This is a genomic window from Corynebacterium sp. HMSC14H10, assembly GCF_001807105.1.
Lineage (GTDB): Bacteria > Actinomycetota > Actinomycetes > Mycobacteriales > Mycobacteriaceae > Corynebacterium > Corynebacterium jeikeium_D.
On record NZ_KV787410.1, the window covers coordinates 85287 to 110957 of the forward strand.

General features: G+C 59.3%; 23 protein-coding genes. 11 read left to right on the plus strand and 12 right to left on the minus strand.

The window, feature by feature from the left end:
* Positions 1-46: 46 nt before the first annotated feature.
* The 5 genes from HMPREF3135_RS01740 to HMPREF3135_RS01760 all read right to left on the minus strand — a co-directional run bounded on the left by HMPREF3135_RS01740 (position 47) and on the right by HMPREF3135_RS01760 (position 6481).
* Positions 47-1699, minus strand: a complete 1653-nt coding sequence (locus HMPREF3135_RS01740; RefSeq protein ID WP_070437577.1) for a solute symporter family protein — start codon at positions 1697-1699, stop codon at positions 47-49.
* Positions 1700-1701: 2 nt separating this feature from the next.
* Positions 1702-2079, minus strand: a complete 378-nt coding sequence (locus tag HMPREF3135_RS01745; protein WP_070437585.1) for a DUF485 domain-containing protein — start codon at positions 2077-2079, stop codon at positions 1702-1704.
* Between the two features lie 226 nt (positions 2080-2305).
* Positions 2306-4759 (minus strand): HAD-IC family P-type ATPase, encoded by a 2454-nt coding sequence (locus HMPREF3135_RS01750; RefSeq protein WP_070437588.1) that lies wholly within the window; start codon positions 4757-4759, stop codon positions 2306-2308.
* A gap of 41 nt (positions 4760-4800) precedes the next feature.
* Positions 4801-5553 carry an enoyl-CoA hydratase gene (locus tag HMPREF3135_RS01755; protein ID WP_070429958.1) on the minus strand — a complete coding sequence of 251 codons (753 nt, stop codon included), beginning with the start codon at positions 5551-5553 and terminating at the stop codon, positions 4801-4803.
* 61 nt (positions 5554-5614) lie between these two features.
* Positions 5615-6481 (minus strand): aldo/keto reductase, encoded by an 867-nt coding sequence (locus HMPREF3135_RS01760; protein ID WP_070429959.1) that lies wholly within the window; start codon positions 6479-6481, stop codon positions 5615-5617.
* A 133-nt stretch (positions 6482-6614) separates the two neighbouring features.
* Between HMPREF3135_RS01760 and HMPREF3135_RS01765 the strand changes: the two genes are divergently transcribed.
* Genes HMPREF3135_RS01765 through HMPREF3135_RS01780 form a run of 4 tightly spaced genes read left to right on the plus strand, consistent with a single transcriptional unit; the run spans position 6615 to position 9677 of the window.
* Entirely contained in the window at positions 6615-6878 is a 264-nt protein-coding gene (locus HMPREF3135_RS01765) for a helix-turn-helix transcriptional regulator (protein ID WP_005511796.1), read from the plus strand.
* Between the two features lie 2 nt (positions 6879-6880).
* Complete coding sequence (locus HMPREF3135_RS01770; RefSeq protein ID WP_070437590.1) at positions 6881-7450, plus strand: hypothetical protein; 570 nt, start codon at positions 6881-6883, stop codon at positions 7448-7450.
* Positions 7451-7509: 59 nt separating this feature from the next.
* Complete coding sequence (locus HMPREF3135_RS01775) at positions 7510-8415, plus strand: ABC transporter ATP-binding protein (protein ID WP_070429961.1); 906 nt, start codon at positions 7510-7512, stop codon at positions 8413-8415.
* On the plus strand, positions 8412-9677 hold the full coding sequence (locus tag HMPREF3135_RS01780) for an ABC transporter permease (protein ID WP_016423304.1): 1266 nt from the start codon (positions 8412-8414) through the stop codon (positions 9675-9677). Before HMPREF3135_RS01775 ends, HMPREF3135_RS01780 begins: the two co-directional genes overlap by 4 nt.
* Positions 9678-9766: 89 nt before the next feature.
* On the opposite strand, the gene HMPREF3135_RS01785 is transcribed toward HMPREF3135_RS01780, so the two are convergent.
* Complete coding sequence (locus HMPREF3135_RS01785; protein ID WP_016423305.1) at positions 9767-10753, minus strand: ribokinase; 987 nt, start codon at positions 10751-10753, stop codon at positions 9767-9769.
* Positions 10754-10861: 108 nt separating this feature from the next.
* Here HMPREF3135_RS01785 and HMPREF3135_RS01790 point away from each other — a divergent pair, with 108 nt between their 5' ends.
* Positions 10862-12343 (plus strand): carboxyl transferase domain-containing protein, encoded by a 1482-nt coding sequence (locus HMPREF3135_RS01790; RefSeq protein ID WP_070437593.1) that lies wholly within the window; start codon positions 10862-10864, stop codon positions 12341-12343.
* A gap of 237 nt (positions 12344-12580) precedes the next feature.
* Here the strand turns inward: HMPREF3135_RS01790 and HMPREF3135_RS01795 are convergent, their stop codons facing one another.
* Positions 12581-12940: an FKBP-type peptidyl-prolyl cis-trans isomerase gene (locus tag HMPREF3135_RS01795; protein WP_005511805.1), complete on the minus strand. Its 360-nt coding sequence runs from the start codon at positions 12938-12940 to the stop codon at positions 12581-12583.
* A gap of 216 nt (positions 12941-13156) precedes the next feature.
* Positions 13157-14452, minus strand: coding sequence for a citrate synthase (locus HMPREF3135_RS01800; RefSeq protein ID WP_016423307.1), 1296 nt, complete (start codon positions 14450-14452; stop codon positions 13157-13159).
* 725 nt (positions 14453-15177) lie between these two features.
* Here HMPREF3135_RS01800 and serC point away from each other — a divergent pair.
* From serC to HMPREF3135_RS01815, 3 genes are all read left to right on the plus strand, one after another.
* Positions 15178-16314: a phosphoserine transaminase gene (gene serC, locus HMPREF3135_RS01805; RefSeq protein ID WP_070437596.1), complete on the plus strand. Its 1137-nt coding sequence runs from the start codon at positions 15178-15180 to the stop codon at positions 16312-16314.
* Between the two features lie 141 nt (positions 16315-16455).
* Positions 16456-17583, plus strand: coding sequence for a septation protein SepH (gene sepH / locus HMPREF3135_RS01810; RefSeq protein WP_083280588.1), 1128 nt, complete (start codon positions 16456-16458; stop codon positions 17581-17583).
* Positions 17584-17607: 24 nt separating this feature from the next.
* A complete protein-coding gene (locus HMPREF3135_RS01815) occupies positions 17608-18504 on the plus strand; it encodes a DUF6928 family protein (RefSeq protein WP_246818292.1) in 897 nt (298 codons plus the stop codon).
* Between the two features lie 3 nt (positions 18505-18507).
* Here HMPREF3135_RS01815 and HMPREF3135_RS01820 read toward each other — a convergent pair whose 3' ends face one another.
* From HMPREF3135_RS01820 to HMPREF3135_RS01830, 3 genes are all read right to left on the minus strand, one after another.
* Positions 18508-19380, minus strand: a complete 873-nt coding sequence (locus tag HMPREF3135_RS01820) for a TrmH family RNA methyltransferase (protein ID WP_070429966.1) — start codon at positions 19378-19380, stop codon at positions 18508-18510.
* A 9-nt stretch (positions 19381-19389) separates the two neighbouring features.
* The gene (locus HMPREF3135_RS01825) at positions 19390-20904 is read right to left on the minus strand and encodes an NCS2 family permease (protein ID WP_070437602.1); all 1515 of its coding nucleotides are present in this window, start codon (positions 20902-20904) and stop codon (positions 19390-19392) included.
* Between the two features lie 158 nt (positions 20905-21062).
* Positions 21063-21755, minus strand: a complete 693-nt coding sequence (locus HMPREF3135_RS01830) for a DUF3027 domain-containing protein (RefSeq protein ID WP_224433761.1) — start codon at positions 21753-21755, stop codon at positions 21063-21065.
* Between the two features lie 23 nt (positions 21756-21778).
* Here HMPREF3135_RS01830 and HMPREF3135_RS01835 point away from each other — a divergent pair, with 23 nt between their 5' ends.
* Both HMPREF3135_RS01835 and HMPREF3135_RS01840 read left to right on the plus strand, forming a co-directional pair.
* The gene (locus HMPREF3135_RS01835; protein WP_070437605.1) at positions 21779-22939 is read left to right on the plus strand and encodes a glutaminyl-peptide cyclotransferase; all 1161 of its coding nucleotides are present in this window, start codon (positions 21779-21781) and stop codon (positions 22937-22939) included.
* A 122-nt stretch (positions 22940-23061) separates the two neighbouring features.
* Positions 23062-23556: a DUF2771 family protein gene (locus HMPREF3135_RS01840; protein WP_016423315.1), complete on the plus strand. Its 495-nt coding sequence runs from the start codon at positions 23062-23064 to the stop codon at positions 23554-23556.
* A 72-nt stretch (positions 23557-23628) separates the two neighbouring features.
* Here the strand turns inward: HMPREF3135_RS01840 and HMPREF3135_RS01845 are convergent, their stop codons facing one another.
* On the minus strand, positions 23629-24060 hold the full coding sequence (locus HMPREF3135_RS01845) for a cold-shock protein (RefSeq protein WP_005511873.1): 432 nt from the start codon (positions 24058-24060) through the stop codon (positions 23629-23631).
* Positions 24061-24930: 870 nt separating this feature from the next.
* On the opposite strand from HMPREF3135_RS01845, the gene HMPREF3135_RS01850 reads away from it, so the two are divergent.
* On the plus strand, positions 24931-25551 hold the full coding sequence (locus HMPREF3135_RS01850) for a transglycosylase family protein (RefSeq protein ID WP_016423316.1): 621 nt from the start codon (positions 24931-24933) through the stop codon (positions 25549-25551).
* Positions 25552-25671 lie beyond the last annotated feature (120 nt).

The following is a 25671-nucleotide window of genomic DNA, read 5'->3' on the forward strand; positions in this document are numbered from 1 at the left end:
GGCTGAGCTGTTCGGGCAGCGTTGCCAGCCAAGGACGCAGTGGTTATTAGTGATCAACCGCAGCCTCGGTGCCAACACCGGTCAGGGAGCGAACTTCCATCTCAGCTGCCAGGTCATCGAAGTTATCCGGCTTGCCCATGTAGGTGGCGATGATGCCAGCCAGGAACGCCAGCGGGATTGCGAGCAGACCCGGCGAGGTCAGCGGGAACCAGGAGAAGTCAACCGACGGAATCATCGAGGACTCGCTGCCGGAAACTGCCGGGGAGAAGATAATCAGAACCAGCGAGGCGATGACACCGGTGTACATGGAGGCAACTGCGCCTGCGGTGTTGAAGCGCTTCCAGAACAGGGACATCAGGATGGTTGGTACGTTTGCGGATGCTGCCACTGCGAAGGCCAGCGACACCAAGAAGGCGACGTTCTGCCCCATGGCCAGGATGCCGAGGATAATGGCGACAACGCCCAGCACGATTACGGTAATGCGGGAGACACGAACCTGCTCGGCTTCCGTGGCCTGTCCCTTGCGGATCACGGCCTGGTAGAGGTCCTGGCCGACAGACGCGGAAGCGGTAATTGCCAGACCAGCGACCACGGCCAGCACGGTAGCGAACGCCACTGCGGAAATCACTGCCATGAAGATGGAGCCACCGATTTCGAAGGCCAGCAGCGGAGCTGCAGCGTTGGCTCCGCCCGGGGCGGCGTTGATTCGGTCCGGACCAACAAGTGCGGCGGCGGCATAACCGAGTACCAGGGTCAACAGGTAGAAACCACCGATGAGGATGATTGCCCAGGTCACGGACTTACGAGCTTCCTTTGCAGTCGGCACCGTGTAGAAGCGCATGAGCACGTGCGGCAGACCAGCAACACCGAGGACCAGTGCCAGGCCCAGAGAGACGAAGTCCAGCTGCTGAACGAAGGAGCCGCCGTACTTCAGACCCGGCTCAAGAATGGCGGAGGCTTCGTAGCCCTTCTCGGCGATGTGATCCGAGCTCGCGTGCATGTCCACTGCGTCCTGCAGGAGCTGGGAGAAGTTACCCTTAACGCCAACCAGGATGATCAGAGTCATGATGATGACAGCACCGACCAGCAGGACGGCCTTAATCATCTGCACGTAAGTCGTGCCCTTCATACCACCGATGAGAACGTAAGCAACCATGATGATGCCGACGACCGCGACAACGATGGACTGCTGAGTGGAGTCGTGAATGTTGAGCAGCACGGCGACCAGGGAACCTGCACCGGCCATCTGCGCGATGAGGTAGAACAGGGTCACCGCGAGGGTCGAGATAGCAGCCGCAGTACGTACCGGGCGCTGCTTAAGACGGAAGGACAGCACGTCGGCCATGGTGAACTTACCGACGTTACGCAGCGGCTCTGCAACCAACAGCAGCGCGACCAGCCAGGCTACGAAGAAGCCGATGGAGTAAAGGAATCCGTCGTAACCAGTCAGCGCAATGGCGCCGACGATACCGAGGAAGGAAGCCGCCGAGAGGTAGTCACCCGCAATGGCAAGACCGTTTTGGGTACCGGAGAACTGTGCGCCACCGGTGTAAAAGTCTGATGCTCCCTTGTTTCCGCCCTTGCCCACTCGAGTAACGATGAACATGGTCGCAACAATGAAGGCGACGAAGACCGCGATGTTGAGAATCGGGTTACCTGCTGCTGCAGTGTCATCTGCAGCAAAGAAACTAGTCAGCATGCCTATGCCTCCTTCTTTGCGACGATTTCAGCGATTTCTCCGCTTTCCAGTGCCTCGCGCAGCTCTGCCTGCATCGGCTCAAGCTTCTTGTTGGCGAAGTTGATGTACACCCAGGTGATGGCGAAGGTGGTCACGAACTGGAGCAGACCAAGGACGATGCCCAGGTTGATATTGCCCAGTACGGGAGTCGCCATGAGATCCGGCGCGAACGTCGCAAGCAAAACGAATGCGATGTACCACACCAGACCTGCGACGGTCATCGGGATGGCGAAAGAACGGAATGTAGAGCGGAGCTCTTGGAACTGCGCTGAGTTTTGCACGTAGCGGTACTCGGCCGCCTGTGGCTTATGCCGGTCTGTCGGCAAGGGAGTTGCGGACACGGGCTAATCCTTTCCAGGAAGTTATGCAGGTGTTCGTAATGAGGTTCAGCACAGCCACCCCGAGGGTGTGCCATGCACCACATTTTTCATTATGTGTGGAAACAAAGTTACCTGGAACACAGTTAGCAAAGAAGTTAAATGCGGCTAACTACTTCTCAGCGAGCCTTAAGGCACCCCCAAAAACGCCATTACCTGCATACTTAGGCGCCGTTTTTACTACCCCCATTTACGCCGTTGTACTCGTGTTCTCCGCTTCTTCCGGCAATGGCTTACTCTGACGCCACCACCACAGCGCTTCGATAATGACCGCGCCGATGGCCCCCACGATCAGCGCGGGAATCAACAGCTCCCGCCCTACCCAGTACAGATTAAGCACTGTGGCCACTGAACGAACCGAGAAGATGAACAGGTAGGCTCCTGCCGATACCGCCAGCAACAGAACCTTCCACCAGGTGTATGGCCTAGCCACGACCACCAAAACCCAAAATGCCGAAACAATCAGCACAATGAGGGTCGCAGTAGACGCCTCCCCTCGTGCCGCATCGCTGGCGTCGACTCCCGGGTTTGCCCACAACCAAAACATGAAGGTCAACAACCCCACCGTGATGCCCGCCGGTATCGCTAAGCGCAACACGCGCCGCACGAAACCATCGCGCGCACGCTCCAAGTTAGGAGCCAACGACAGCACGAACGCCGGGATTCCAATTGTGAACCAACCCGTAATCGTCACGTGAATCGGCTCGAATGGATAATCCATCCCCCACAGCCCCACAGCCAGCGCCAGCACCACCGAGTAGATGGTCTTCGTCAAAAAGAGGTTGGCCACACGCTCGATATTGCCAATGACGCGACGCCCCTCCGCCACAATCATCGGCATCACGGCGAAGCGATTATCCAACAGCACCAACTGCGCAACCGAACGTGTCGCCGGCGCCCCATCCCCCATAGCCACGCCCAGGTTCGCCGCTTTCAGCGCCAGCACATCATTGACACCATCACCGGTCATCGCCACATGATGCCCCCGCGACTGCAGCGCATGAACCATATCGCGCTTATTCTCCGCCGTGACACGGCCGAAGATCTGCCGCGACTCCACAATGTCTGCGAACTCGTTGCGGATCTCGGTGGGCTTGGCTTCGCTATTCTCATCGCGGCTGACCGGAAGCTCAGACGCATCGACAGGATTGTTAGCCCCCTCCATTTCCAGCTCACGTGCAACAGCCCCCACGGAGCGGTCATTGTCACCAGAAATGACCTTGACCTCGACGCCTTCTTCATAGAAGTAGGCCACCGTGTCTGCCGCATCTGAACGCACCTTCTGCCCCAGCACGACAAGGGCGACTGGCTCCAACTCCACCTCGCCACTCTTCCGCAGCGCACCGCCGGGCAGGTCATCTGCCCCAACTGAGGTCCGCGCGAGCAGGAGCACACGAAGTCCTTCCTCCATAAGCTCCCGAGCTTTCTGCATGCCGACCGCGGAGTCGTCGACAAGCACATCGGGCGCGCCGAAAACCCACGTCGCGCCGCCGCGATACGTCAGCGCCGACCACTTATTCGCCGAGGTAAAGGGGCGGGTTTTGGTTTGTTCATGCTTTACGACGTCCCCTGCGTCCGCAAGCCCATCGAGCAGTGCACGAGCCGTTGCGTTGGGACGATCGTCGAGCTTGCACAGATCGATGAGCGCGGAGTCGACCTCATCGCGGGAAGTACCGTCACCCGATACGATGTCGACTTCCACTAGCTGCATCGCGTTTTCGGTGAGCGTGCCGGTTTTGTCGACGCACACGGTATCGACGCGCGCGAGACCTTCGATGGCGGGCAACTCATTGACCAGCACTCGATGTCGCCCCAAGCGCACCACCCCAAGGGCAAAAGCGATGGTGGTCATGAGGACAAGCCCCTCAGGGACCATGGGCACCAGCGTGGCGACCATCCCCAGCAGCGCATCGTTGAAATCATCGCCGGCGACAAAGAGCTGCGTATAGATTGCCAAGGCGCCGACGGGAATGAGAATCCAGGAAATGTAGGTCAGGATCTTGTTGATGCCGCGGAAGAGCTGGGAATCAGTCAGCGTGAATTTGTTGGCCTCAGCTGCGAGCTTGGCGGCGTAAGCCTCCTTGCCCACTTTGGTGGCCTGATATCGCGCCGACCCCACCACGACCGAGGAACCCGAGTAGACCATGTCCCCAACGCTCTTATCGACGGCATCGGATTCACCGGTGAGAGAGGACTCATCGACAGCCACGTCAGAGGCGTAGCGGAGAATACCGTCAACGACGATTTGGTCACCGGGACCAACCTCGATGAGATCGTCGAGGACGACGGACTCGCGGTCGATCTCGCGAGCAGGCTCCCCGTCGCGAATGACCATGGGTTTTGCACGGCCGACAATGGAAAGCTTGTCCAGTGTGCGCTTGGCACGCAGTTCTTGGATGATGCCGACGATAGAGTTGGCGATAATCAGCAGACCAAAGGCACCGTTGACGATTGAGCCGGTATAGAGCACGACTGCGAATAAAACAGCGAGAATACCGTTAATCCGGGTAAACACATTGGCACGGATAATGTCCCACACACTGCGCCCGGATGTTGGCGGCAGCTCGTTGACGTGCCCCAACTCGATGCGTTGCTGGACCTGCTGTTGAGTAAGACCGCTGTCGGGAGTTTTCCACGAGCCCATGTCTGCCTACCCTATTCGCCTAATTGCTGAACCTATTCGACCTATTTGCCAATGAAATTTGGTTCGCGCTTTTCGGCTCGCGCCTTCGATGCCTCCGCAGCATCCTCGGAAGCCCACACCGTGTCGTAGAGCTCCTGCTGGTAGTCCTTCAACGGGCTATGTGTCTCATCGTCGTTGAGCACTGCCTTGTGGTAGGCCAGCGACAGGGGCGCGTAGGTGGCGATACGAAGCGCTACCTCCTCCGCCTTGTCCGGACCACCGAGGTAGGAAGCCAGACCACAACCGCGGGCGGCTTCCTGATCCATGCGCTCGGCCGCCAACAAAATAGTGCGGGCGCGGGCACCTCCGACGAGTACGCGTACGCGGCGAATTGTCCAGGCATCGACAGCAATACCGAGCTTGACCGGCGGAATCATAAACCAGCCGCGCTCACCCACGACGCGCAAATCGGCCGCCATCGCCAGCTGCATACCAGCCCCGACAGCCGGCCCCTGCACATCCGCTATAACCACCAGACGGCTGGCCTCGATTGTGCGCAGCATTCGACGTAGCTGTTCGTGGAAGGAATCTTCATGATGCTGGCCACTCAGGTCAGCACCAGCGCAGAAAGCACGACCTTCGCCGCGCAGCAGGATAACGCGCTGCTCTGGAACCTCAGCGGCAGCTTCCACCGCATCGGCGATGTCACGACACACGTCGGCAGTCAAGGAGTTGCGCTTATGATCTCGGTCGATGGTGATAGTGACAATTGCGCCGTCGGCTTCGACGCGGATTTCAGATACTGGGTTCCTCATAGCATTTAGGCTACCCGCGAAATACCAATAGTGATGGGGCTATAAGCAAATCTAAATTCGCTTATTCGTTGCCGAATACCCGCGGGTCGCCGCTCAGGCGCCCGTCGGCACGCGCCATCGACGCAATCGTTTCCATGTCCTCGTCGGTGAGTTCAAAGTCGGTGACCTGAAAGTTCTCCTTGATGCGCGACGGCGTGCCCGACTTCGGGATGGCCACGATGCCACGCTGAAGGTGCCAGCGGATAGCAACTTGGGCGGGAGTTTTACCCAGGCGATCTGCGATTTCAGCAATCGGCGAGCCCTCAAAGTACTTCGCGCGCCCCAGCGGCGACCAAGCCTGCGTGACGATACCGCGACGGCGATCGTCTTCAACCTGCTCATTCTGCGGGAACTGCGGATGCAGCTCAATCTGGTTGACCACCGGAGTCTCCGAGAGCTGGTCGAGCACCTCTGGGTAAAAGTTCGCCACACCAACCGAGCGAATCAGCCCCTCCCTCTTGAGCTCCAGTAGCGTATCGAAACACTGCCCAAACGTCCCCTGCTTCTCCACCGGCCAGTGCACAAGCACCAGGTCAACGTAGTCAAGGCCGAGCCGTTCTAAAGATGCCCGCACGGACTCGCGCGTCGCCGTCGACCCCTGCGCATCGTTCCAGACCTTCGTGGTCACGAAGATATCTTCACGCTTTACGACGTTCGCAGCGACCGCATCAGCAATACCCTGCCCCACCCCTCGCTCATTGCGATAGAGCGATGCGGTGTCGATGTGGCGGTAGCCGATTTCCAGGGCGTAGCGCACGGATTCGCGCGCCTGCTCATCGTCAAGCTTGTAGGTACCGAACCCCAGAATCGGGATGGCGTTGCCATCGACCATTTCCACGTTGGCAATTCCGGTTGTCGCTGCATCGTACTTCAGATTGAGTGTGGTCATGCCAACCGAGTGTACGGACTGAAAGTTTTTTAGATTTTTTCTACCCAGCTGACCTGCGGTTTAGAAAGGTGAGTGCGCTTCATTTTGTTGCAAGCAGTTGACGTAGCGTTGTGTTTATACAACACTTTGGGGTGTGTCCCCAAAGATTAAACCCAAAGACCCGATATTCAACAGAATTTCAGTGCTGCGGGCAGAACACGGCCTCAGCCGAGCCGAACTAGCCAAACAAGTAGAGGTCAATCCTCAAACGATTGGCGCGTTGGAGCGAGGTGACCACTACCCCAGCTTGGATCTGGCATTTCGCATCTGCGCGGTGTTCGATCTCCCCGTTGAGGCGGTGTTCTCTCGCGAGGAATTCAAGCCTATGTCCTCTGCCCTATACCGAAAGGAAAGCTAACGATGCCAACGATTCGGACTGAAAACGCAACACCGAGCTTTTTCGAGAAGCTAGAAGCCCGGCGCGAAGCGAAATACACAAAGCGTGTCGAGCAGATGTCGAGCTGGCTGCCCAAGTGGCGCAACCAGGCGGCGCGGCGGAAGCTGGTCATCGCATACGAGGTATGCGTTGTGCTGATGCTGCTGAGTGGCATCGCGCTTCTCGGTAGCCTGACCGACATGTTCCCGGGCTGGCTTTCTCTGCTCTGGCCAGTGGTTTCCCTCATCTTGATCTTCGTCTGGACCAGCCTCAACATCACCGTCGACATGGTTGACAGCGCACCCATCTCACTACTGGACGAATACCAGCAGGAACAGATCCTGAACCTGTGGGGACTGACATACCGCTGCTACACCTACTTCGGCCTGACAGTCTTCCTGGCCCTGCTTATTGTCGGTGTGCCGGTCATGAACAGCCAGGCGGACTGGGGGCATTACGTTCCGTACAGCTTCGGAGTTGTCGGCATCGTCATCTTTCTCTTCATTTCCACGCTGCCCACCGTCGTCTACGCCTGGAATCTGCGCGACGACTAGTACGGGCTCAAAAACTCACATCCCTCCCCTGCCCTTCACTCCTCAATCTAAGGATCACCATGAACAGCCTCATTATTGACGGGCTTGAGAAGTCCTACGGAGACCTGCAGGTTCTCCGCGGCATGAGCTTCCAAGTTCACCCTGGAGAAATCTACGGCTTCGTCGGCTCTAACGGTGCCGGCAAGACCACCACTATGCGCATTGCCCTGGGCGTGCTGGCTACCGATAAAGGCGAGGTACGCATCGGCGATACCCCGATGAATGACTCGCTGCGCCGCACGATTGGCTACATGCCAGAAGAACGCGGCCTCTACCCAAAGGCAGAGGTCCACAAGCAGCTGATTTACTTTGCTCGCTTGCACGGTGTGCCCACCAAGCGCGCGGAGTCCAACGCCGACAACTTGTTGGAGCGCCTCGGTCTCACCGAGCGCGCCAACGACAAGGTCGACACGCTCTCGCTCGGCAATCAGCAGCGCGTGCAGCTGGCAGCCTCCCTCGTCCACGACCCAGAAATACTCGTCCTCGACGAGCCCTTCTCTGGTCTCGACCCAGTTGCGGTCAAGGTGATGAGCTCCGTACTCAAGGAGTACGCCGACCGCGGCACCCCGATTGTGTTCTCTTCCCACCAGCTCGACCTTGTCGAGCGCATGTGTGACCGCGTCGGCATCATCCGCGACGGCCGCATGCTCGTGGAAGGCACTGTTGATGAGCTGCGAGCACGGGGCCCACGGGCTTTCGTCGTCAAGCTCGATGGTGCGCCCCAGGATTGGGCGACCTCCGTCGAGGGCGTGACAAGCGTGGAGCGTGATACCCATGGTGCCACCGTCGTTCACCTCGATTCCAACGCCCCCGCCGACACCGACCAGAAGCTGCTACACAGCGCGATGGCAGCGGGAACGGTCCGTTCGTTTGGACCTCTGCAAATTCCACTTACCGAGCTCTACCAGGAGGCCGTACAGCAATGAGCACCAACACTTACAACGCCTCAACGGCCGTCAAGACTGTTTTCGTCCGCGAACTCCGCGAGCATCTGCTGAAGAAAAGCTCGCTAATCACGCTCATCATCATGGCAGTGGCGGCCGTCGGCGGTATCTTCGTTGCCGACTACATGACCTCCAAGTCCGATAATGACACCGTAAAAATCGCGGTCGTCGGAGAAGCGCCGTTCGCGGACTCTCTCGCCGACGCTACCGCCGAAATAAAGGATGCTGAAGGCGCGGATGCCGCAGCCGGCGCATTTGCCACAGCATCGCTCTCACCGTTGGAGATTACGTCCGCGGCAGACGACAAGGCCGCTCGCGCTGCCGTCACCGACGGTGACGCCGACGCCGCTCTCGTCCCCGACACCGCAGAAGGCAAGGAGGGCTCGTGGAAGCTGCTTGCCGACGACGCCCCATCCTGGCTGGCCCCAATGCTGCAGGAATCGCTGCAGAAACAAAATGAAGCCATGCTGCTCAGCGAAAACGGAATCAACCCCAGCGAGTTTTTCTCCAAGACTCAAAGCGCAGCCGTGTCGGTGGAGTCGCTGGATGAAGCCAAAGACGAGAAGATGCCCGCAGTGGTCATCACACTGATTGGTGTGATGGTCATGATGACCGCCATCCTCGTCTTCGGCGGCGCGGTGGCCACCAGCGTCATCGAGGAGAAGTCCTCCCGCGTCATCGAGATCATTCTCTCGACCGTTCGCCCGGCGCACCTGCTGGCTGGCAAGATCCTCGGCGCCGGTCTGGCTGGCATCATCATGATGAGCGTGCTGACCGCCAGCGCCGCAGTTGCCCTCATGATTACCGGATTGGCGGAGAGCTTCGATGTGCCGTGGTCCGCAGTCTGGCTGCTGGTCCCGTGCTTCATCCTCGGTTACTTCTTCTTCGCCGCGCTGTATGCAGCCTCCGCATCCTTGGTCAGCCGTATGGAAGATTTCCAGGGCGCACAGATGCCGGTACTAGTGTTCTCGCTGATCACGATGTATGTTCCGCTGTTTGGCTGGAGCAAGCTGGACTCTACCGTCATGCAGATTGCAGCGTGGATTCCACCGGTTTCCATCACCACTGCCCCGATGCAGTACGCCGTTGGCAACTTCTCCGCACTCCAGTTGGCGGCTTCGCTGCTAATCATGGTTGTGGGAGTAGCCGCAGTCATCGCACTCGCCGCCTGGATCTACCCGCGCAATGTCCTGCGCACCGGTGCCGCGGTCAGCTGGAAGAAGGCTCTGACAGCCAAGAGCTAGCCCCAGCCCTGCCCAAAAGAGCGTGACTCCTTCGGCCACGGTCACCTAAAACCGAATAATCGTCAATCGCGTAGTTTGCTCAGCGCACCTTATAGACCATGGTCCGCCGCAAACTGCGCGATTTTTCCTGTCTCGCCATAGGAGGTCTGCGCCCCCACGCCTGTCGCCGCATGAGCCGAGACCACCGCCGCAAGACGAGCTGCCGTCACCACATCATCGCCCGCGGCCAACGCGGTGAGGACCGTACCCATGTACGCATCACCGCAGCCCGTGGTGTCCACGACCTCGATGGGCAGCGCTGGAATGCGAGTGACTGCCACCTCGCTTTCCGACGTCCTCAAGACCGCAGACCCCTCCCCGCCAAGTGTGACAATGGCCGTGGAAATCCCGTGTTCGTCGGCAAGCGCGCGCCCAACCGCATCCCACTGACCGTGCTCGCAACCGGCGACCGCGCGCTCGGAGCCGATGATGGCTGCGAGTTCGTGCTCGTTGACAATGAGGACATCGACCAGCGCGAGCAGATCCTCACTGACCGCCCGAATCGGCGACAGGTTGAACACCACCGGCACACCCGCATCGTGGGCAATCTGTGCGGCGGCCAGGACAGCCTCATCACAAATCTCCAGACACAGACCGAGGCACCCAGCCCGCTGAATCTTGTCCGCATGACTGCGCACCATCTCAGCATCGACTTCACCATTGGCGCCAGCGGAGATGACAATGAAATTCTCCGCCGCATCATCAACGACAATCATGGCTGTACCAGTGGCAGAGTCGACGGTCTCAACTGCAGAGATGTCCACGTGAGCGTCGGTAAGCGCGTCGCGCAGCAACTGCGCATTGGGATCCGAACCGACCGCGCCGACCAGTTCCACGGCCGCGCCCAGTCTTCCAGCCGTCGCCGCCTGATTCGCCGACTTACCGCCCGGCAGAATGCGCAGAGGACTGCCCTCGATAGTCTCGCCACCATGCGGCAGGCGCTTCACGGTGACAGTCAGGTCTGCGTTGATGGAACCGACGACACATACGTTTGGCCTCTGTTCAGCCAGCTCGGTGAGGCGCTCAGTAATCGGCATTGGTTCGACTCCTCGGTAGTGCGGACACGTTTTTTCCGACAATAGCGCTACCCCTTTCCGCCCACCATCAACTAAGCCGGTTTACCCCTTGTTTACTACCGTGGAGGTATGGCTAGAATCAGCGCCCAACAAGTAATAGATACCGTCCTCGACCACGGAAGTTTCACATCCTGGGACGGCGCGCCCGAGCATGGCAACATCGACGAGGCCTACCGCGGCACACTGTCCCGAGCCTCTGAGAAGACCGGTCTCGATGAGGCCGTTATCACCGGTGAAGGCACCGTCGGCGGCAAGCGCGTCGCCGTCATCTGTTCTGAGTTCGGCTTCCTCGGCGGTTCTATCGGCGCCGCAACCGCTCGTCGTATTATTCGCAGCATCGAGCGCGCGACTGCGGAGCAGCTGCCGCTGTTGCTCTCCCCGACCTCGGGCGGCACTCGCATGCAGGAGGGCACTGCTGCGTTCGCGCTCATGATCTCTATTACCACCGCAGTGGCGCGCCACAAGGATTCTCACTTGCCATTCCTGGTGTACCTGCGCAATCCCACCACCGGTGGTGTCATGGCGTCGTGGGGGTCGGCAGGCCACTTCACCTTCGCAGAGCCCGGCGCGCTTCTTGGCTTCCTCGGCCCGCGCGTCGTCGAGCTGGCTACCGGCGAACCCATGCCCGAAGGCGTTCAGACCTCCGAGAACCTGTTCAAGCAGGGCATTATCGACGGCATCATTCCGCTCGAAGGTCTGCGCGGCGCTGTCCGCCGCACCATCGACGTGCTTGCCGACGGAGACCCCAGCGAACCCACCCCACCGCCAGTAGCAGCCATTGACGGTCGCGATACCTGGGAAGCTATCCTGCGCACCCGCGATACTTCTCGTCCAGGTGGCGGCGATATTATCGATGCCCTTGTCGACTGCTCCGTGCCAATCTCCGGCACCGGCGATGGCCACAAGTCGCTGTCGGTCCGGGCTCGCCTGGCGCGGATTGGTGAGCGGCCGGTGATTCTGGTCGCCCAGGATCGCCATAACCAGCCGCCGCTGGGCACGCATCCAATGGGGCCTGGCTCACTGCGTTTTGCCCGCCGTGCGATGCGCATCGCGGAGAGCCTGAACATTCCGCTAGTCACGGTCATTGACACCCCAGGCGCTGAGTTGACCAAAGACGCCGAGGAAAATGCCATGGCCGGCGAGATTGCCCGCACCTTGACCACGCTGGTGAACTTGAAGGTTCCGACCGTGTCACTCATTCTCGGCCAGGGCTGCGGTGGCGGTGCGCTGGCCATGCTGCCCTCTGACCGCGTGCTGGCAATGCACGATGCCTGGATGTCTCCGTTGCCGCCGGAGGGTGCTTCGGCGATTATCTACCGAGACACCGAGCATGCCCCGGAAATGATGGAGGAGCAGGGCGTTGGCGCCGAGGCCATGCTGAAGACCGGGGTCATCGACGAGATTGTGGCCGAACCTGAGAATCCGGCCGAACTGCCCCGCCGTGCTCTGAGTGCTATCGAGCACGCCCTCTGGGAGCTGGAGAAGAATCCGGCTCGCGTTGGCCGTGAGCAACGTTTCGACCACTACCGTCGCTTCGCGCTGGGTGAGTAAGGGGTCTGGGCCTGGTTTGGGGCTGGCGTGGGGCTGGTTTGGGCCTTCAGCCCCCACCCCAACCTCAGAAAGCAAGAAAGTGACTGAGTTTATGACACTTTTGGGCAATTTTTCACGCCTGAAGTGTCATAAACGCAGTCACTTTCTTCGCCGGAAATCCTGCAAACCGCCGACGGAGGGATGGGCAGGAACCGCGAAGCGAAGCTCAGCCGGCCAACAGAGCTAGCATGCGGACTTTTACTTAACGTCCAACAGGTCGATGACGAAGACCAGGGTCTTACCAGACAGGAAGTGTCCTGCACCAGCCGGGCCGTAAGCTTTCTCCGGCGGGCAAATCAGCTCGCGACGACCGCCGACCTTCATGCCCGGAATGCCTTCCTGCCAACCGGCAATCAGGCCGTTCAGCGGGAACTCGATGGACTGGCCACGGTTCCAGGAAGAGTCGAACTCTTCACCGGTTTCGTAGTCAACACCCACGTAGTGGACCTCGACACGAGCACCCGGGGTGGCCTCCTTGCCGTCACCGACAGTGAGGTCGTTGATGACGAGTTCCGTCGGAGCCGGACCGGACTTAGCAGTGAGTTCTGGCTTGGACAAGACAATCTCCTATCACAGTTGGCTTTTTCACAGTTGGTATTCAGCCCAACGTAAATGGACCCAACTTAAATGGGGTTTCTTAGAATTCTAGGAAAAATAAAAGGCGCGTACCAACCTTTCGAAGGCTAGTACGCGCCTTTTCGCGTTTTCAACGCTGGACTTTTCTATGCTGAGTTACCTGCGAGAAACTCCTACGCGGTAATCGCTAGAAAATCCTTAGCGCTGGTCGCGCGGAACGAAGTCACGCTCGGTCTCGCCGGTGTAAATCTGGCGAGGACGGTTGATCTTCGATGCCGGGTCAGTGACCTGCTCGTTGAACTGAGCGATCCAGCCCGGGAGGCGGCCGATGGCGAACAGGACGGTGAAGAAGTCCGTCGGGAAGCCCATGGCGCGGTAAATCAGACCGGTGTAGAAGTCAACGTTCGGGTAGAGCTTGCGGGAGACGAAGTAGTCATCAGCCAGTGCAATCTCTTCCAGCTTCATAGCCAGATCCAGCAGCTCGTCGCCGCCGAGGTGCTGGAGCACCTCGTGGGCGGTCTTCTTAGCGATAGCTGCACGCGGGTCGTAGGACTTGTAGACGCGGTGACCGAAGCCCATCAGGCGGACGCCCGGCTCCTTGTTCTTCACGCGGTTCATGAACTCGGTTGCGTCGCCACCGTGGTTCTGCTGGATGTCCTCGAGCATCTCCAGAACAGCCTGGTTAGCGCCACCGTGCAGCGGGCCAGACAGAGCGTTGATACCAGCAGCGATGGAGACGAACATGGAAGCGCCGGAGGAAGCGACCATGCGGACGGTGGAGGTGGAGCAGTTCTGCTCGTGGTCAGCGTGCAGGATGAGCAGCTTGTCCAGAGCGTCAACCACTACCGGGTCAACCTCGTAGTCAGCGGTCGGGTAACCGAACATCATGCGCAGGAAGTTCTCGCGAGCGTTCAGGTTGTTGTCCGGGTACATGTACGGCTCGCCCTTGGATGCGCGGTAAGCGTATGCAGCCAGCATCGGGACCTTAGCCATCAGGCGAACCGCAGCCAGGTTGCGCTGCTCTTCGTTCAGCGGATCCAGCTCGTCCTGGTAGTAGGAAGCCAGAATGTTGACCGAGGAAGCCAGGGTCTGCATCGGGTGTGCGCCACGCGGGAAGATGCTGAATGCGCGACGGAAGTCCTCGTCCAGCAGGGTGTGGTGACGAATGTCGTGGTTGAACTGCGCAAGCTCTTCCTCAGACGGAAGGTGGCCGTGAATCAGCAGGTAGGAAACCTCGTTGAAGGTAGCCTTCTCAGCCAGCTGCTCAATCGGGTAACCGCGGTAGCGCAGGATGCCGTTACCGCCGTCGATGTAAGTGATCTTGGACTCGGTAGAACCGGTGGCGGTGTAGCCCGGGTCAAAGGTGGTCAGTCCAGTTTCCTGGAGCATCTTGCCCAGTGCAATACCGTCGTTACCCTCGGTTGCCTTGACGATGTCCATCTCGAACTCGCCGCCCGGGTAGTGGAGTACAGCCTTGCCGTCTTTAGTAGCCACAACTTCCCTTTCACAGAAAAATTCTTCTTAACGACTCCAGAGTGCGGGGGAAGCAGGCACAGCGGAAAACAGCATGCTGCCTCCCAACTCCACGCCACCCCTTCGGGGTCGCATTGTTTTCAATGATTCAATTATGCGCGACATTTGCGTTCCATTGCATCTTGCCCAGTGAAAAAAGTTTGCTTAGTTCACATCGACCGTGTCGTAACCATAAAGAACCGACACCTGCAGTGGATTAGAACACACAATATCAAAGAGTGTGAGCAGTGCAACACCCTCTACCCCATTCGGGCAGCCTGGGCTTACCCAATCTTGACCCTTCTTCACCCCGAAATGCAAATGGAAAAAACGGGTTTATTACGTTGTCACTGCTCATTTACTAATCAGGAGGTCAGGAGCCCATTCAACAGCCAATGTCTTTAAAAGTTCAAAAGTCATTGAGCCGACGCCCGAAAACACATCGACTAAATCCACAATAATTCACCCCTCGCCGCCCGCCCGAGGCCCCACACCGCCAAGTTTTCAGCACCAACAAAACTGGAAAAAATTCTTCGCAAACTTTGCAAATACGCCAATCCACCCTGTTTTGTTATGCAAAGTACGGAAGCGGGGGCAATTGAACCCCACCCTTTTGCTATAAGTACCCCCGATTACCGCTAGAGTTTGAAGACAACGGCTGTATATCAAGCTTCACTTTGAATGCACTTTGAAAGGTTGCGCCTCATATGAGCGATCAATTCCCAGTCCTCCCTGAAGAGTTCCAGCCCGGCGACGGCCGCTTTGGTTGCGGTCCGTCGAAGGTTCGCCCGGCACAGATTCAGGCAATCGTTGACGGCGGTACCTCTATCATGGGTACCTCCCACCGTCAGCCGGCAGTGAAGAACGTTGTTGGTGAGGTTCGCGAGGGTCTGGCTGAGCTCTTCCAGCTTCCGGACGGCTACGAGATTGTCCTGTCCCTCGGCGGCGCAACCGCTTTCTGGGATGCTGCCACCTTTGGGCTCATCGAGAAGAAGTCCGCTCACCTGACTTACGGTGAGTTCTCCTCCAAGTTTGCCAAGGCCTCCAAGATGACTCCGTGGCTCGACGCTCCGCAGATCATCGAAGCAGAGCCGGGTTCCGCACCTGAGGTTGTCGCTGGCGAAGAGGGCGTTGACCTTATTGGTTGGGCTCACAACGAGACCTCCACCGGCACCATGGTTCCGGTCACCCGCCCGGCAGGCTCCGAGGGCCAGCTCGTGGCTATCGATGCCACCTCCGGTGCCGGCGGCCTCCCGGTCGACATGTCCCAGGCTGACGTCTACTACTTCTCCCCGCAGAAGTGCTTCGCTTCTGACGGCGGCATCTGGTTGGCTGCAATGTCCCCGGCTGCCATCGAGCGTATTGAGAAGATCAATTCTTCCGACCGCTTCATCCCGGCTTTCCTGAACCTGCAGACTGCCGTTGATAACTCCCGCAAGAACCAGACCTACAACACCCCGGCCGTCGGTACTTTGCTGATGCTGGCTGATCAGGTCAAGTGGATGAACGCCAACGGTGGCCTCGATGGCATGGTTGCCCGCACCACCGAGTCCTCCTCCCACCTCTACAACTGGGCTGAGAACCGCGCGGAGGCAACTCCGTTCGTCACCGATGCTGCAAAGCGCTCGCTGGTCGTCGGCACCATCGACTTCGAGGACAACATCGACGCCGCACAGATCGCCAAGGTTCTGCGCGCCAACGGCATCCTCGACATCGAGCCTTACCGCAAGCTGGGCCGCAACCAGCTGCGCATCGGTATGTTCCCGGCCATCGACCCGGAGGACATCCGTCGTCTGACTGGCGCTATCGACTGGGTTCTGGACAACGGCTACGCTGCAAAGTAACAGCCAAATACCGGCCTCAGCCGCATAACTCCCGCGCCACGCGCAAGGGCATTGCCCCATTTGTCCGTGACGCGGGAGTTTTGTCGTTTACCATGATTAGTGAGCATTACTTATAACGTCGACCAACAAGGAGGTTCTCGCATGAGGGAGCTGAAGCCCGTTCTGGACGGCGATGTGACCGATTCACTGATTCTCGTTCCCGCCGATATCACCGAGCAGGAACGGCAGGAGGGACTTCGCTTCACGCTGCCTCTCGACGAGAACCTGCGCACTTTCCTGGTCGAGCACTTCGAGCTCGCCGATGCCACTGGTTCCCCTGCTGTAGCTGATTCCGCATCGCTTGCCGACGGATCCAGCGCCGCCACCGCCACTGCCAGCGGTAGCTCTGGGGAGAGTGCTACCGCAGAGAGGGGCTCCACCGACGGAAGTTCCACTAGTGGCAGCACAGCGGAAGCCACCACCGCAAGCGGCGACGCGGCCGAAGGCAGCGAGGCGGCCGGCAACTCCGCTACGGCAGGCGGGGCACCGAAGAAGACTCCAACGGCGCCGAAGCCTGTTCTGGAAGAGCCTCGCGTAGTTTTGTCGCCGCGCGAAATTCAGGACCGCATTCGCAGCGGTCAGACGGTGGAGGAGCTCATTGAGTACAGCGGCATGCAGCCGCGCAAGATTGAGTCCTTCGCCTACCCGGTGCTTGCAGAGCGCGCACGTATTGCGGAGCTCGGCAAGCAGTCGAAGCCACGTCGCATTGATGGCCCGGCCAAGTTGTCCCTGTGGGAGATTCTCGCCACCGCTTTTGCCGCCCGTGGCCAGGAACTCGCCGATGCCTCGTGGGACGCCTACCGCGACCCGAGTGGACAGTGGATTGTGACGGTTACTTGGAATGTCGGCCATACCACCAACGTGGCCGAGTGGAGTTACCAGGCGGAGGGACTTTCCGCGCTCACCATTGCTCGCAATGAGCTGGCAGCAGAGCTGATTGACCCCGACTTTGCCCGCCGCAACCGAGACTTGGCTCCGCAGGCCAATCGAGCTGCTGATACCGCGGATACCTCTGAGATGCCAGCCGCATGGCAGTCTTCGGCGGAGCCGCAGCGAGGCCACGGGGAGCAGGACGTTCCGTCGCAAAGCGATGCCGCCGACGACGATATTGACGAGACGGAGTTCTTGCAGCACCCGGACGCGGAGCAGCCGAAGCGCAAGAAGAAGACTGTCATGCCGTCGTGGGAGGATGTGCTTCTCGGCGTACGTCCGAACGGCCCGAAGAAGTAGGAGTTTCCCTCGACAATGAGCTCCATGACCAGTGGCAACGCTTCTGATTTCGAATTCTCCGCGATTCGCCGCGGTGTAGTCACAATTTGGTTTATCAGCACCAATGACCCTGCTGCGGCCCTGGAGACAGGTGTTCAGCACGACCGCGGTTTCGGGCGTCGTTTCCTAGCTCTCTATGACTCAACGCTGCCGGTAACACCGATTGGTGATTTCCCGCTCAACCGCTCGGCGGAAACCGGTGACGGTGAATACTACATCGGTGGCTTTGAGGGCGTTGCCGTACTGCAGACGGTTCTCGATGATGTCTCGCAGCTGTCCAAGCTGTCGCCTCGTCTGCGGCAGGAGATTGCCGCCACGGACGTCTTCGCGAGTGTGTCGAATAAATCCACGGGCTTCGGTGCCTTTGCGCATTGGCACGATGGTGAGCTCAAGCGCGCTTTCTCCGCTACTCGCTACCGCACACTGGAAGACATCGGTCTTCCCTGCCCCGCAGAGGGCAGTTTCTGGGCGGGCAAGCACCGCCCGCTGCCCGACGCTTTCGAAGATACGGGTTCACGTCCACGCGAGGGGGTCGGTTTGCCGTTCGTTCCGGCAGAGCTTGCCGACGCCGTCATCACCGACTGGCTCGGATTCGACCCGCATTCGCCCGCTACAGACATCCCTGTTAGTGGTTTTGCGGTGGATGGCCGTCGTGCGGCTCCCGGAGCTTCGTATTCGACGTCTCGTAGTCCACGCGGGCTAATGGGTGAGCCGGGTTCGTCCGAGTCTGGCGCAGAGCTTGACCGCGCCTACGACGACTACGAAGTTCACAACGCAGAGCCGAACCGAGACTTTCTGGAGGAGCTCAGTCGCTTTGGGGCTAAGGCCAAGAACTTCGCTGGCCGCACCTGGCGGCGGGCGCGAGGCAAGTTCGGGAAATAGTCTCTACCGCACTGCGCGCTGCGACTGAACGCGCAGTCGCTCGTAGAACGCAATCGCTGCGGAGGTAGCCACATTCAGGCTGTCAGTTCCCGGTGACATGGGAATGCGAGCACGCACATCGGTGGCTACCATCGCGTGCTCGGTAAGCCCCTGTCCCTCAGCGCCAACGAGAATCGCGACCTTGTCCGTGTCCATGGCATCCCACAGGTCCACCGTGCCCGCAGGGGTCATGGACACCACGCGGAAGCCCTGCTCTTTGAGCTGGTCCAGGCTTCGCTGCCAGGTGGTCGTAGTACCGGGCAGAGTCGCAAATGGGACTGTCAGCACATGCCCCATGGAAACGCGCACGCTGCGGCGATACAGCGGATCGGCGCAGGCCGCGCCGAAGACGACCCCATCCACGCCCATGCCCGCCGCGTTACGGAACAGGGCTCCGATGTTCTCGTGGTCGCCGACGCCCTCCATCACGGCCAAGGTGGTGGCTCCGCTCAGAACTTGGTCCACCGATAGCTCCGGCGCGCGGTCAGCGGTGGCCAGAAGGCCGCGGTGAAGATCAAATCCGGCCGCTGCGGCCAGAACCTCGCGGTCGAGTTCAAACCAGGGCACCGTTTCCGCAATAACGGCCTCGCTCGCGGTCAGTCCGTCGGCAAGCGATGCGAGCTTCTGGCGAGTACCAAAGACTGCGCGGAGCGGAAAGCGTGAGCGCACTAACCGCGGCACAATGAGCGTGCCTTCGGCGATGACCAGCCCCTTCCCACCGGGCAAATCGGGGCGGGAATCGGACTTGTTGAGGTTGCGGATGTCATCGAGACGGCTGTCGGCGGGATCGTCGACGACGATGGGCGCAAAGCGTTCGAGGGATGTGGTGGTACTCATGGAAACTCTTTAGCCGCCCAGCAGAGCGGTGAACGGATCGGCGGCGAAGTAGATGATGAACAGGCCGGAGACAATCCACATCAGCGGATGTACGGACTTGGCACGACCCGAGAAGATAGCCATCGCAGCAAAGGTGATGAAACCGATGCCGATACCATTTGCAATCGAGTAGGTAAACGGCATGGTGACAATAGTCAAAAATGCCGGCAGTGCGATGTCGAAACGGGTGAAATCAATCTCGGTAATCTGCCCGATCATCATGGCACCGACGATGACCAGCACTGGCGCGGCAGCCTCGATGGGCACGATTTCATAGAGCGGGGTGAAAAACATCGCTGCCAGAAAGAGGATGCCGGTGACAATGTTGGCAAGGCCAGTGCGTGCACCATCGGCGATGCCCGCTGCGGAGTCCACAAAGACGGTGTTCGACGAGGAGCTGACTGCACCACCGACAATGGCACCGGTGCCTTCGACAACCAGTGCGCGCTTCATGTCCGGCAGCACACCGTCTTCATCGACAAGTGCGGCCTGCTTGCCCAGACCAGTCATCGTGCCCATGGCATCGAAGAAGTTCGCCAGGACCAAGGTAAACAACAGCATGGTGGCGCTGAGGGCACCGACGCGGGCAAAGGATCCGAAAAGATCCACAGCTCCAACGAGGGACAAGTCCGGCATGCCGCCTACGCGGTCCGGCAGAGTCGGTACCGCAAGATTCCAACCGGTCGGCACTGGCTTGCCATCAGCGAAGGAGGGGCCCGCATCCGTCAAGGCCTCGACTGCGAGCGCAATGATGGTATTCAGCACGATGCCGATGAACAGGCCACCTGGAATATTGCGGACAACCATGATGCCGCAGATAATCAGCCCGAGGACGAACACGGCGGTCGGCCACGAGGCAATCTGACCATTGATGCCGAGCTGCACCGGAACAGTCGTGTCAGCGGCATCGGGAATACGGCGAACCAGGCCACCGTCGACCAGACCAATCATGGCAATGAATAGGCCGATACCCACACTCATCGCGGCCTTCATATCGGACGGAATCGCGTGGAAGACAGCTGTGCGGAATCCGGTCAGCGCCAGCAGCACGATAATCACGCCGTCCAGCACGACCAGGCCCATCGCTTCTTCCCAGGCCAGCCCCTCGTTAGCAACGAATGTCACGGCAACCAGGGTGTTGATGCCCAGGCCCGTCGCAATGCCGAAGGGGTACTTGGCAAAGAGACCAAAAGTAATGGTCATGACACCCGCGGCGAGCGCGGTGACAGCGGCGACCTGTGGTATCCCCAGGCTATTGCCGTTGACATCCTCGATATTGCCGAGGATCAGCGGGTTGAGCAGAATGATGTAGGCCATCGCGAAGAAGGTCACTACGCCACCGCGAATCTCGGTCACGGTCGTCGAACCGCGCTCCGTGATGTGAAAATAGCGGTCCACTGCCGAAAGATGGCTCCCCTTCCGTGCAGGCTTGGAGTCCTTCGCCTCATCTGAGGATGCTGCAGAGGTGGACGTACCTTTGTCCATTTTTTATGCCTCTCTAGAGTCTCTTTACTATCCGTGTCACGTGTTTATCCGTGTCAGAGCGGAATTTTTGTGCCGAAAACCGTAACGGTGCAGTCTCTGGGGCCACGGTGGCGTCGAAACTGCACCTTCTTCGTCATCGCGTTTGCCTAGGTGGAAAGCTACAGGTGGGAATCCTGGTAGGGTTCCGCCACCGGTGCACCCTGCCCCGTTACTTCCGGGATAGCTGAGTGAGCACCGCAGCCGTGGTCAAAGCTTACGGCCGTGGCATCGAATGTCCATTCGTTAACGCACACGCCCCAGTTCTTACCGAGCGGCCCGGTCAGCGGGACCATAAAGGCGCAGGTTCGGCAACGGTGCAATGCTTCCCGAGCAAAGTCACTCTCGGGGCCGGTATCGCCCTCTTCCCAACGCTGCTCGGTGTCTTCCACACCACGCGCCGACAAGGTGCGGGTCTGCAAGTCATCGCCGTCGAGTCGCTCATCTCCCACTGCAGCCGGCAACAAATCGCGTGGACCGAGGTCACCGGGGCGCAGCCGCTCCTCGTAGGGCACCCATTCAGGCGCCTGCAGCGCGGTTTCGCCAGGGACAAGAGCCACTTCACTGACCGTCGCCTGTTGAGTGCCCGGCGCGCACGCGACCACCACATGCCACTCCCAGCCCCTGTATCCGGGCAGGTCAGCCGCAAAACGATGCACCGCAACGCCCTCGCCTACGACACTTACACCGGTGTGCGCGCCGGCAGGCCCCTCCCCGAGCTCTTCAATCGCGGTACGGGCAGTGTCGACCGCCTGGTGATTCATCACCTTCCCCCGTCGGCGGCTGTTTCGGGAACGTCGTCGATTTTCAGTCACGTTTCCTATCCTAGAGTGAAGCTATGGACAGATTCCCGTCGGGCGATGCAAAACTCGCCCGCCCTTTCCACTCATCACGCTTTACGACGGTCCGAGCTGCCATCCTCTCCGTGGCAACTGCCGCCCTATTGGCCGGCTGTGCGGCTGAAACTGGTTCAGGTGGCGATCCCTCAGGCGAGGCCCCTTCTAGTGGAGCTAGTGCGGACTCGAACTCCGGCACCGCCCCAAGGTCGACTTCAGCATCGGTTAATCCCTCCGAACTGGTCGGTGCCGATAAGGTGCCGGGGCTCGGTGACGTTCCGACACTGAAACTGGCCATCGAGCAGTCCTATCCTGTCTCGGCTCCACCACTTCCCACGGAGAAGAATGTCGCTGCGCCTTTTGTCCAGGGCCTTGAGTTCGAACCCGATGGTTCTTTGTTGATGGGCACCGGCCTCTACGGTGAGTCCCAGATTTACCGATTACCGCAGTGGCTCGACAACTCTGCAGCCGAGCCGACCAACGTGGAAGATTTACAGCCTGAACTCTTCGGCGAGGGGATTACCCGTCATGGAGATACCGTGTGGCAGCTGACGTGGAAGGAAGGACGCGCCATTGAACGCGACGCGGCTACTCTCAAGCAGCGTCGCGAGGTTCCCTTCGACACCGAGGGCTGGGGCGCGTGCTCCTTCGATGACACCATCGTGACCTCCGACGGCAGTGGCACCCTCACTTTCCGCGCCCCCGATGACCTCTCTTCCCAGCGTCAACTGGCGGTCACTGCAGCAGGTACAGAGACAACGTGGCTCAACGAACTCGAGTGCGTCACTGTCAACGGCGACGCAGCTCTGGACGAAGTGCCGGACGAAGTACCAGCGGACACGAGCGATTCAAACAACCAGAGCAACGCGGACGGACCAAACTCCCCGCAATCGCACCGCGAGATTTGGGCCAACGTCTGGCAGAGTCCATTCATCTACCGCATCAACCCGGAAGACGGAAAGGTCACAGGCATCGTCGATGCCACCGAACTCTTCCGCGACTTGTACGCGCAGCTCTCCCCAGCAGAGCAAAACAGTATTGATGTGCTCAACGGCATTGCTCTAATGCCGGATTCTTCCTCTACCTCCCCCAATGGCCCCCGCCAGTTCCTGCTCACAGGGAAGAAATGGCCCACGGCCTACCGTGTTACCGTGAGTGAATAGCAGTATCTGGCCCGAAAACGGCTAGTGTGACTGAACGTAGCTTCAATTCCGTTACGAATGTCGGGAAGTGAGAGTTGATGGGATCGAGTAGGCGCCGCTGGCAACAGAATAGTAAGGCGTTCATGGTTGTCGGCGCTATTGTCGTGGTGGGTCTTGTCGTCACCGGCATTGTCCTTGCTGTCAATAAGTGGACCAACCAGGCAATCGACGACCCGCACGCGCTGTCCATCGAGGTCATTCAGGACGGCGAAACCACAGAGGTTCTTCCCTACCGTGTCTGCGACCTCTTTGAGAAGAATGCCTGCACCACGACTGAGGCCAACGCCGCCAAGATTTCTCTGGGCGAGCAGGAGACAGCTGAGGTTAACGTCGGCTCCACTGTTGGCTCTAACTCTTGGACTCTGCAGCGTTTCTTCTCCGACGATGCGGTCAACTCCACCTCTCGCAAGGATCCGGGCGAAGCCACGACCGAGACCATCGCCGGCTCCGCAGCTGTTGCCGGCAAACGCACCCCACTCGGGGTCGTGGAGGTTTCCACCGCGCTCATCGGAAAGAACTCCGAGGGTGAAGAGACCACCTACGGTATTACTTGGTCGATCGTCAACGAACCGTCGTAAAGCACAGCAAAACGCCCGCTCACTGAGGTTATCCACCTTCGTGAGCGGGCGTTTTTCACATCTTCTACCGACTTACGAGTCCAGCTCGCGCGCGACCGCACGCAGGACTTCAGCCATCTGGTGGCCGTCCTTACGCTCCGGGTAACGCCCGGCGCGCAGGTCACGCTGCACCGTCGACTCCAGCATGGAAATCATGTCCGAAATCATGCCGTTGAGATCGCTGGGGCTGTGCTTCTTTGCTTGACGACGGGCTCCTGCGCCCCCACCTGCCCCGCCACGGCGGTGACGGGCACCGCGCGGTCCCTCGTCGAGCACCTTGATCCGGAGGGCCTGCGGGCCTGGGCGGCCGTCAGCGTAGTCGTACTCCAGGCGCTGACCAGTTACGAGTTCTTCCACGCCTTTCGGCAGCACGTTCTTGCCGATGTAGACATCTTCACCGTCCGGATTCGAAACGAAGCCAAAACCGCGATCCTTGTCGTACCACCTGACCTTACCGATGGGCACTTTCCACCTAACCTTCCCGTGCCCTGTGACTGGGGGCACTCAACCTCGTTCCCCTTGTGCAGCGGTGACTGCCCTTCAGGGTCTTCGGATCGGAGATGCAATTCTTCCGCATTTGCCACCGTCCTCGCACGCACAAACGGCCAGAGTTAGAGGCTCGCTCGGGGCGAGCTTGGCCAGACAGGACCGCGAGGATATGCCAGGCCGGGTGCTGTCTTAATGGTGTTCCTTTAATTAAGGTGCGACCAAAACAGGACGCACTCCAACGGGGAACACATTATTTATTACTGCTTACTAGTGCGAAGTGGCGGCAGCGGTAGCGGCGTGCATGTGCACGTCACCTCCGATTACCTAAAGAACTCAATTATACCCATAGATGGGGACATAAAGGGAAGACGGATCTGCGTGAAGCGAACACTCTCGCGGATTGACGCACCGAGACGGCAACTAACTGCCAGCGTTGGTTCTTTATGGCTATCTCTTATGGCCATCCTTCTCAGTGCATGCGGCGCGCCAAAACCGGAAAAATAACAAGACGATAACGTGAGCTTTATCACATTTTGAAGTTTTAACTTACACAACACCAATAACAGTCACGTCTCTTACCTGCAGTTTCACCTACTTTTATGCATATTTCCCACCTGCGCTCAAAATTAAGAATCCGGCGATTCGCGTGACTATTTCGTTATCAACCGCTACGGTGTGCAATCGACGCGTTTAACGGACGAAGTCGCATAGATCGCCTTCATCTCACTCCAGTGCGATGACATCGGCCCGTTATCAATAACGTGAAGAACTTTCCATAAGAGTGAGATGGGGTTGCATTAGCCCCACTGGCGCCACAAAGAAAATCGACGAAAAGGAAATTTTCATATGGCTCGCCACGCAGCTAAGACCAACACCTTCGCTTCCACTTCGGCAAAGGTTGCACTGACCGGCGCAATCCTCGGTGCCGGTGCCGCTATCTTCGCACCGACCGCTTCTGCAGCTCCGGACTCCGACTGGGACCGCCTGGCACAGTGTGAGTCCGGCGGCAACTGGCACATCAACACCGGAAACGGCTACTACGGCGGTCTGCAGTTCTCCGCAAGCACCTGGAACGCTTTCGGTGGTAACGAGTTCGCTTCGACCGCTGATCAGGCTTCCCGCGAGCAGCAGATTTACGTTGCTGAGAAGGTCCTGGCTCAGCAGGGTTGGGGCGCATGGCCGGCTTGCTCCGCAAGCCTGGGTCTCTCCTCCGGCCCGACCGATCGTCCGCACCCGAGCCAGGGCTCCGCTCCTGTTCGCGCACAGGCCGCTCCGGCAGCTGCTGCTTCCGACTCCAAGACTGACCTGGTCCAGCAGTTCGCTGACCGCCTGTCCAACGTCGACAGCCTGTCCGACGCTCAGGCACTCATCGCTGAGTTCCGTGCACTGACCGGCGAGGTTGAGCTCCCGCAGGAACTGGTCGCAGCCATTCCGTTCGACCTGTCGAAGCTGCAGGGTCTGATTTAAGACTTTCGAGCTAGCCAGCTCATCACAGTAGCCCCGAGGGTAATCCCCCTCGGGGCTACTTTTTGGCTTCCGCAGGTTGGCGGTACCGACCCAATGCGAGTTAGTGACTGCGTGAATTAC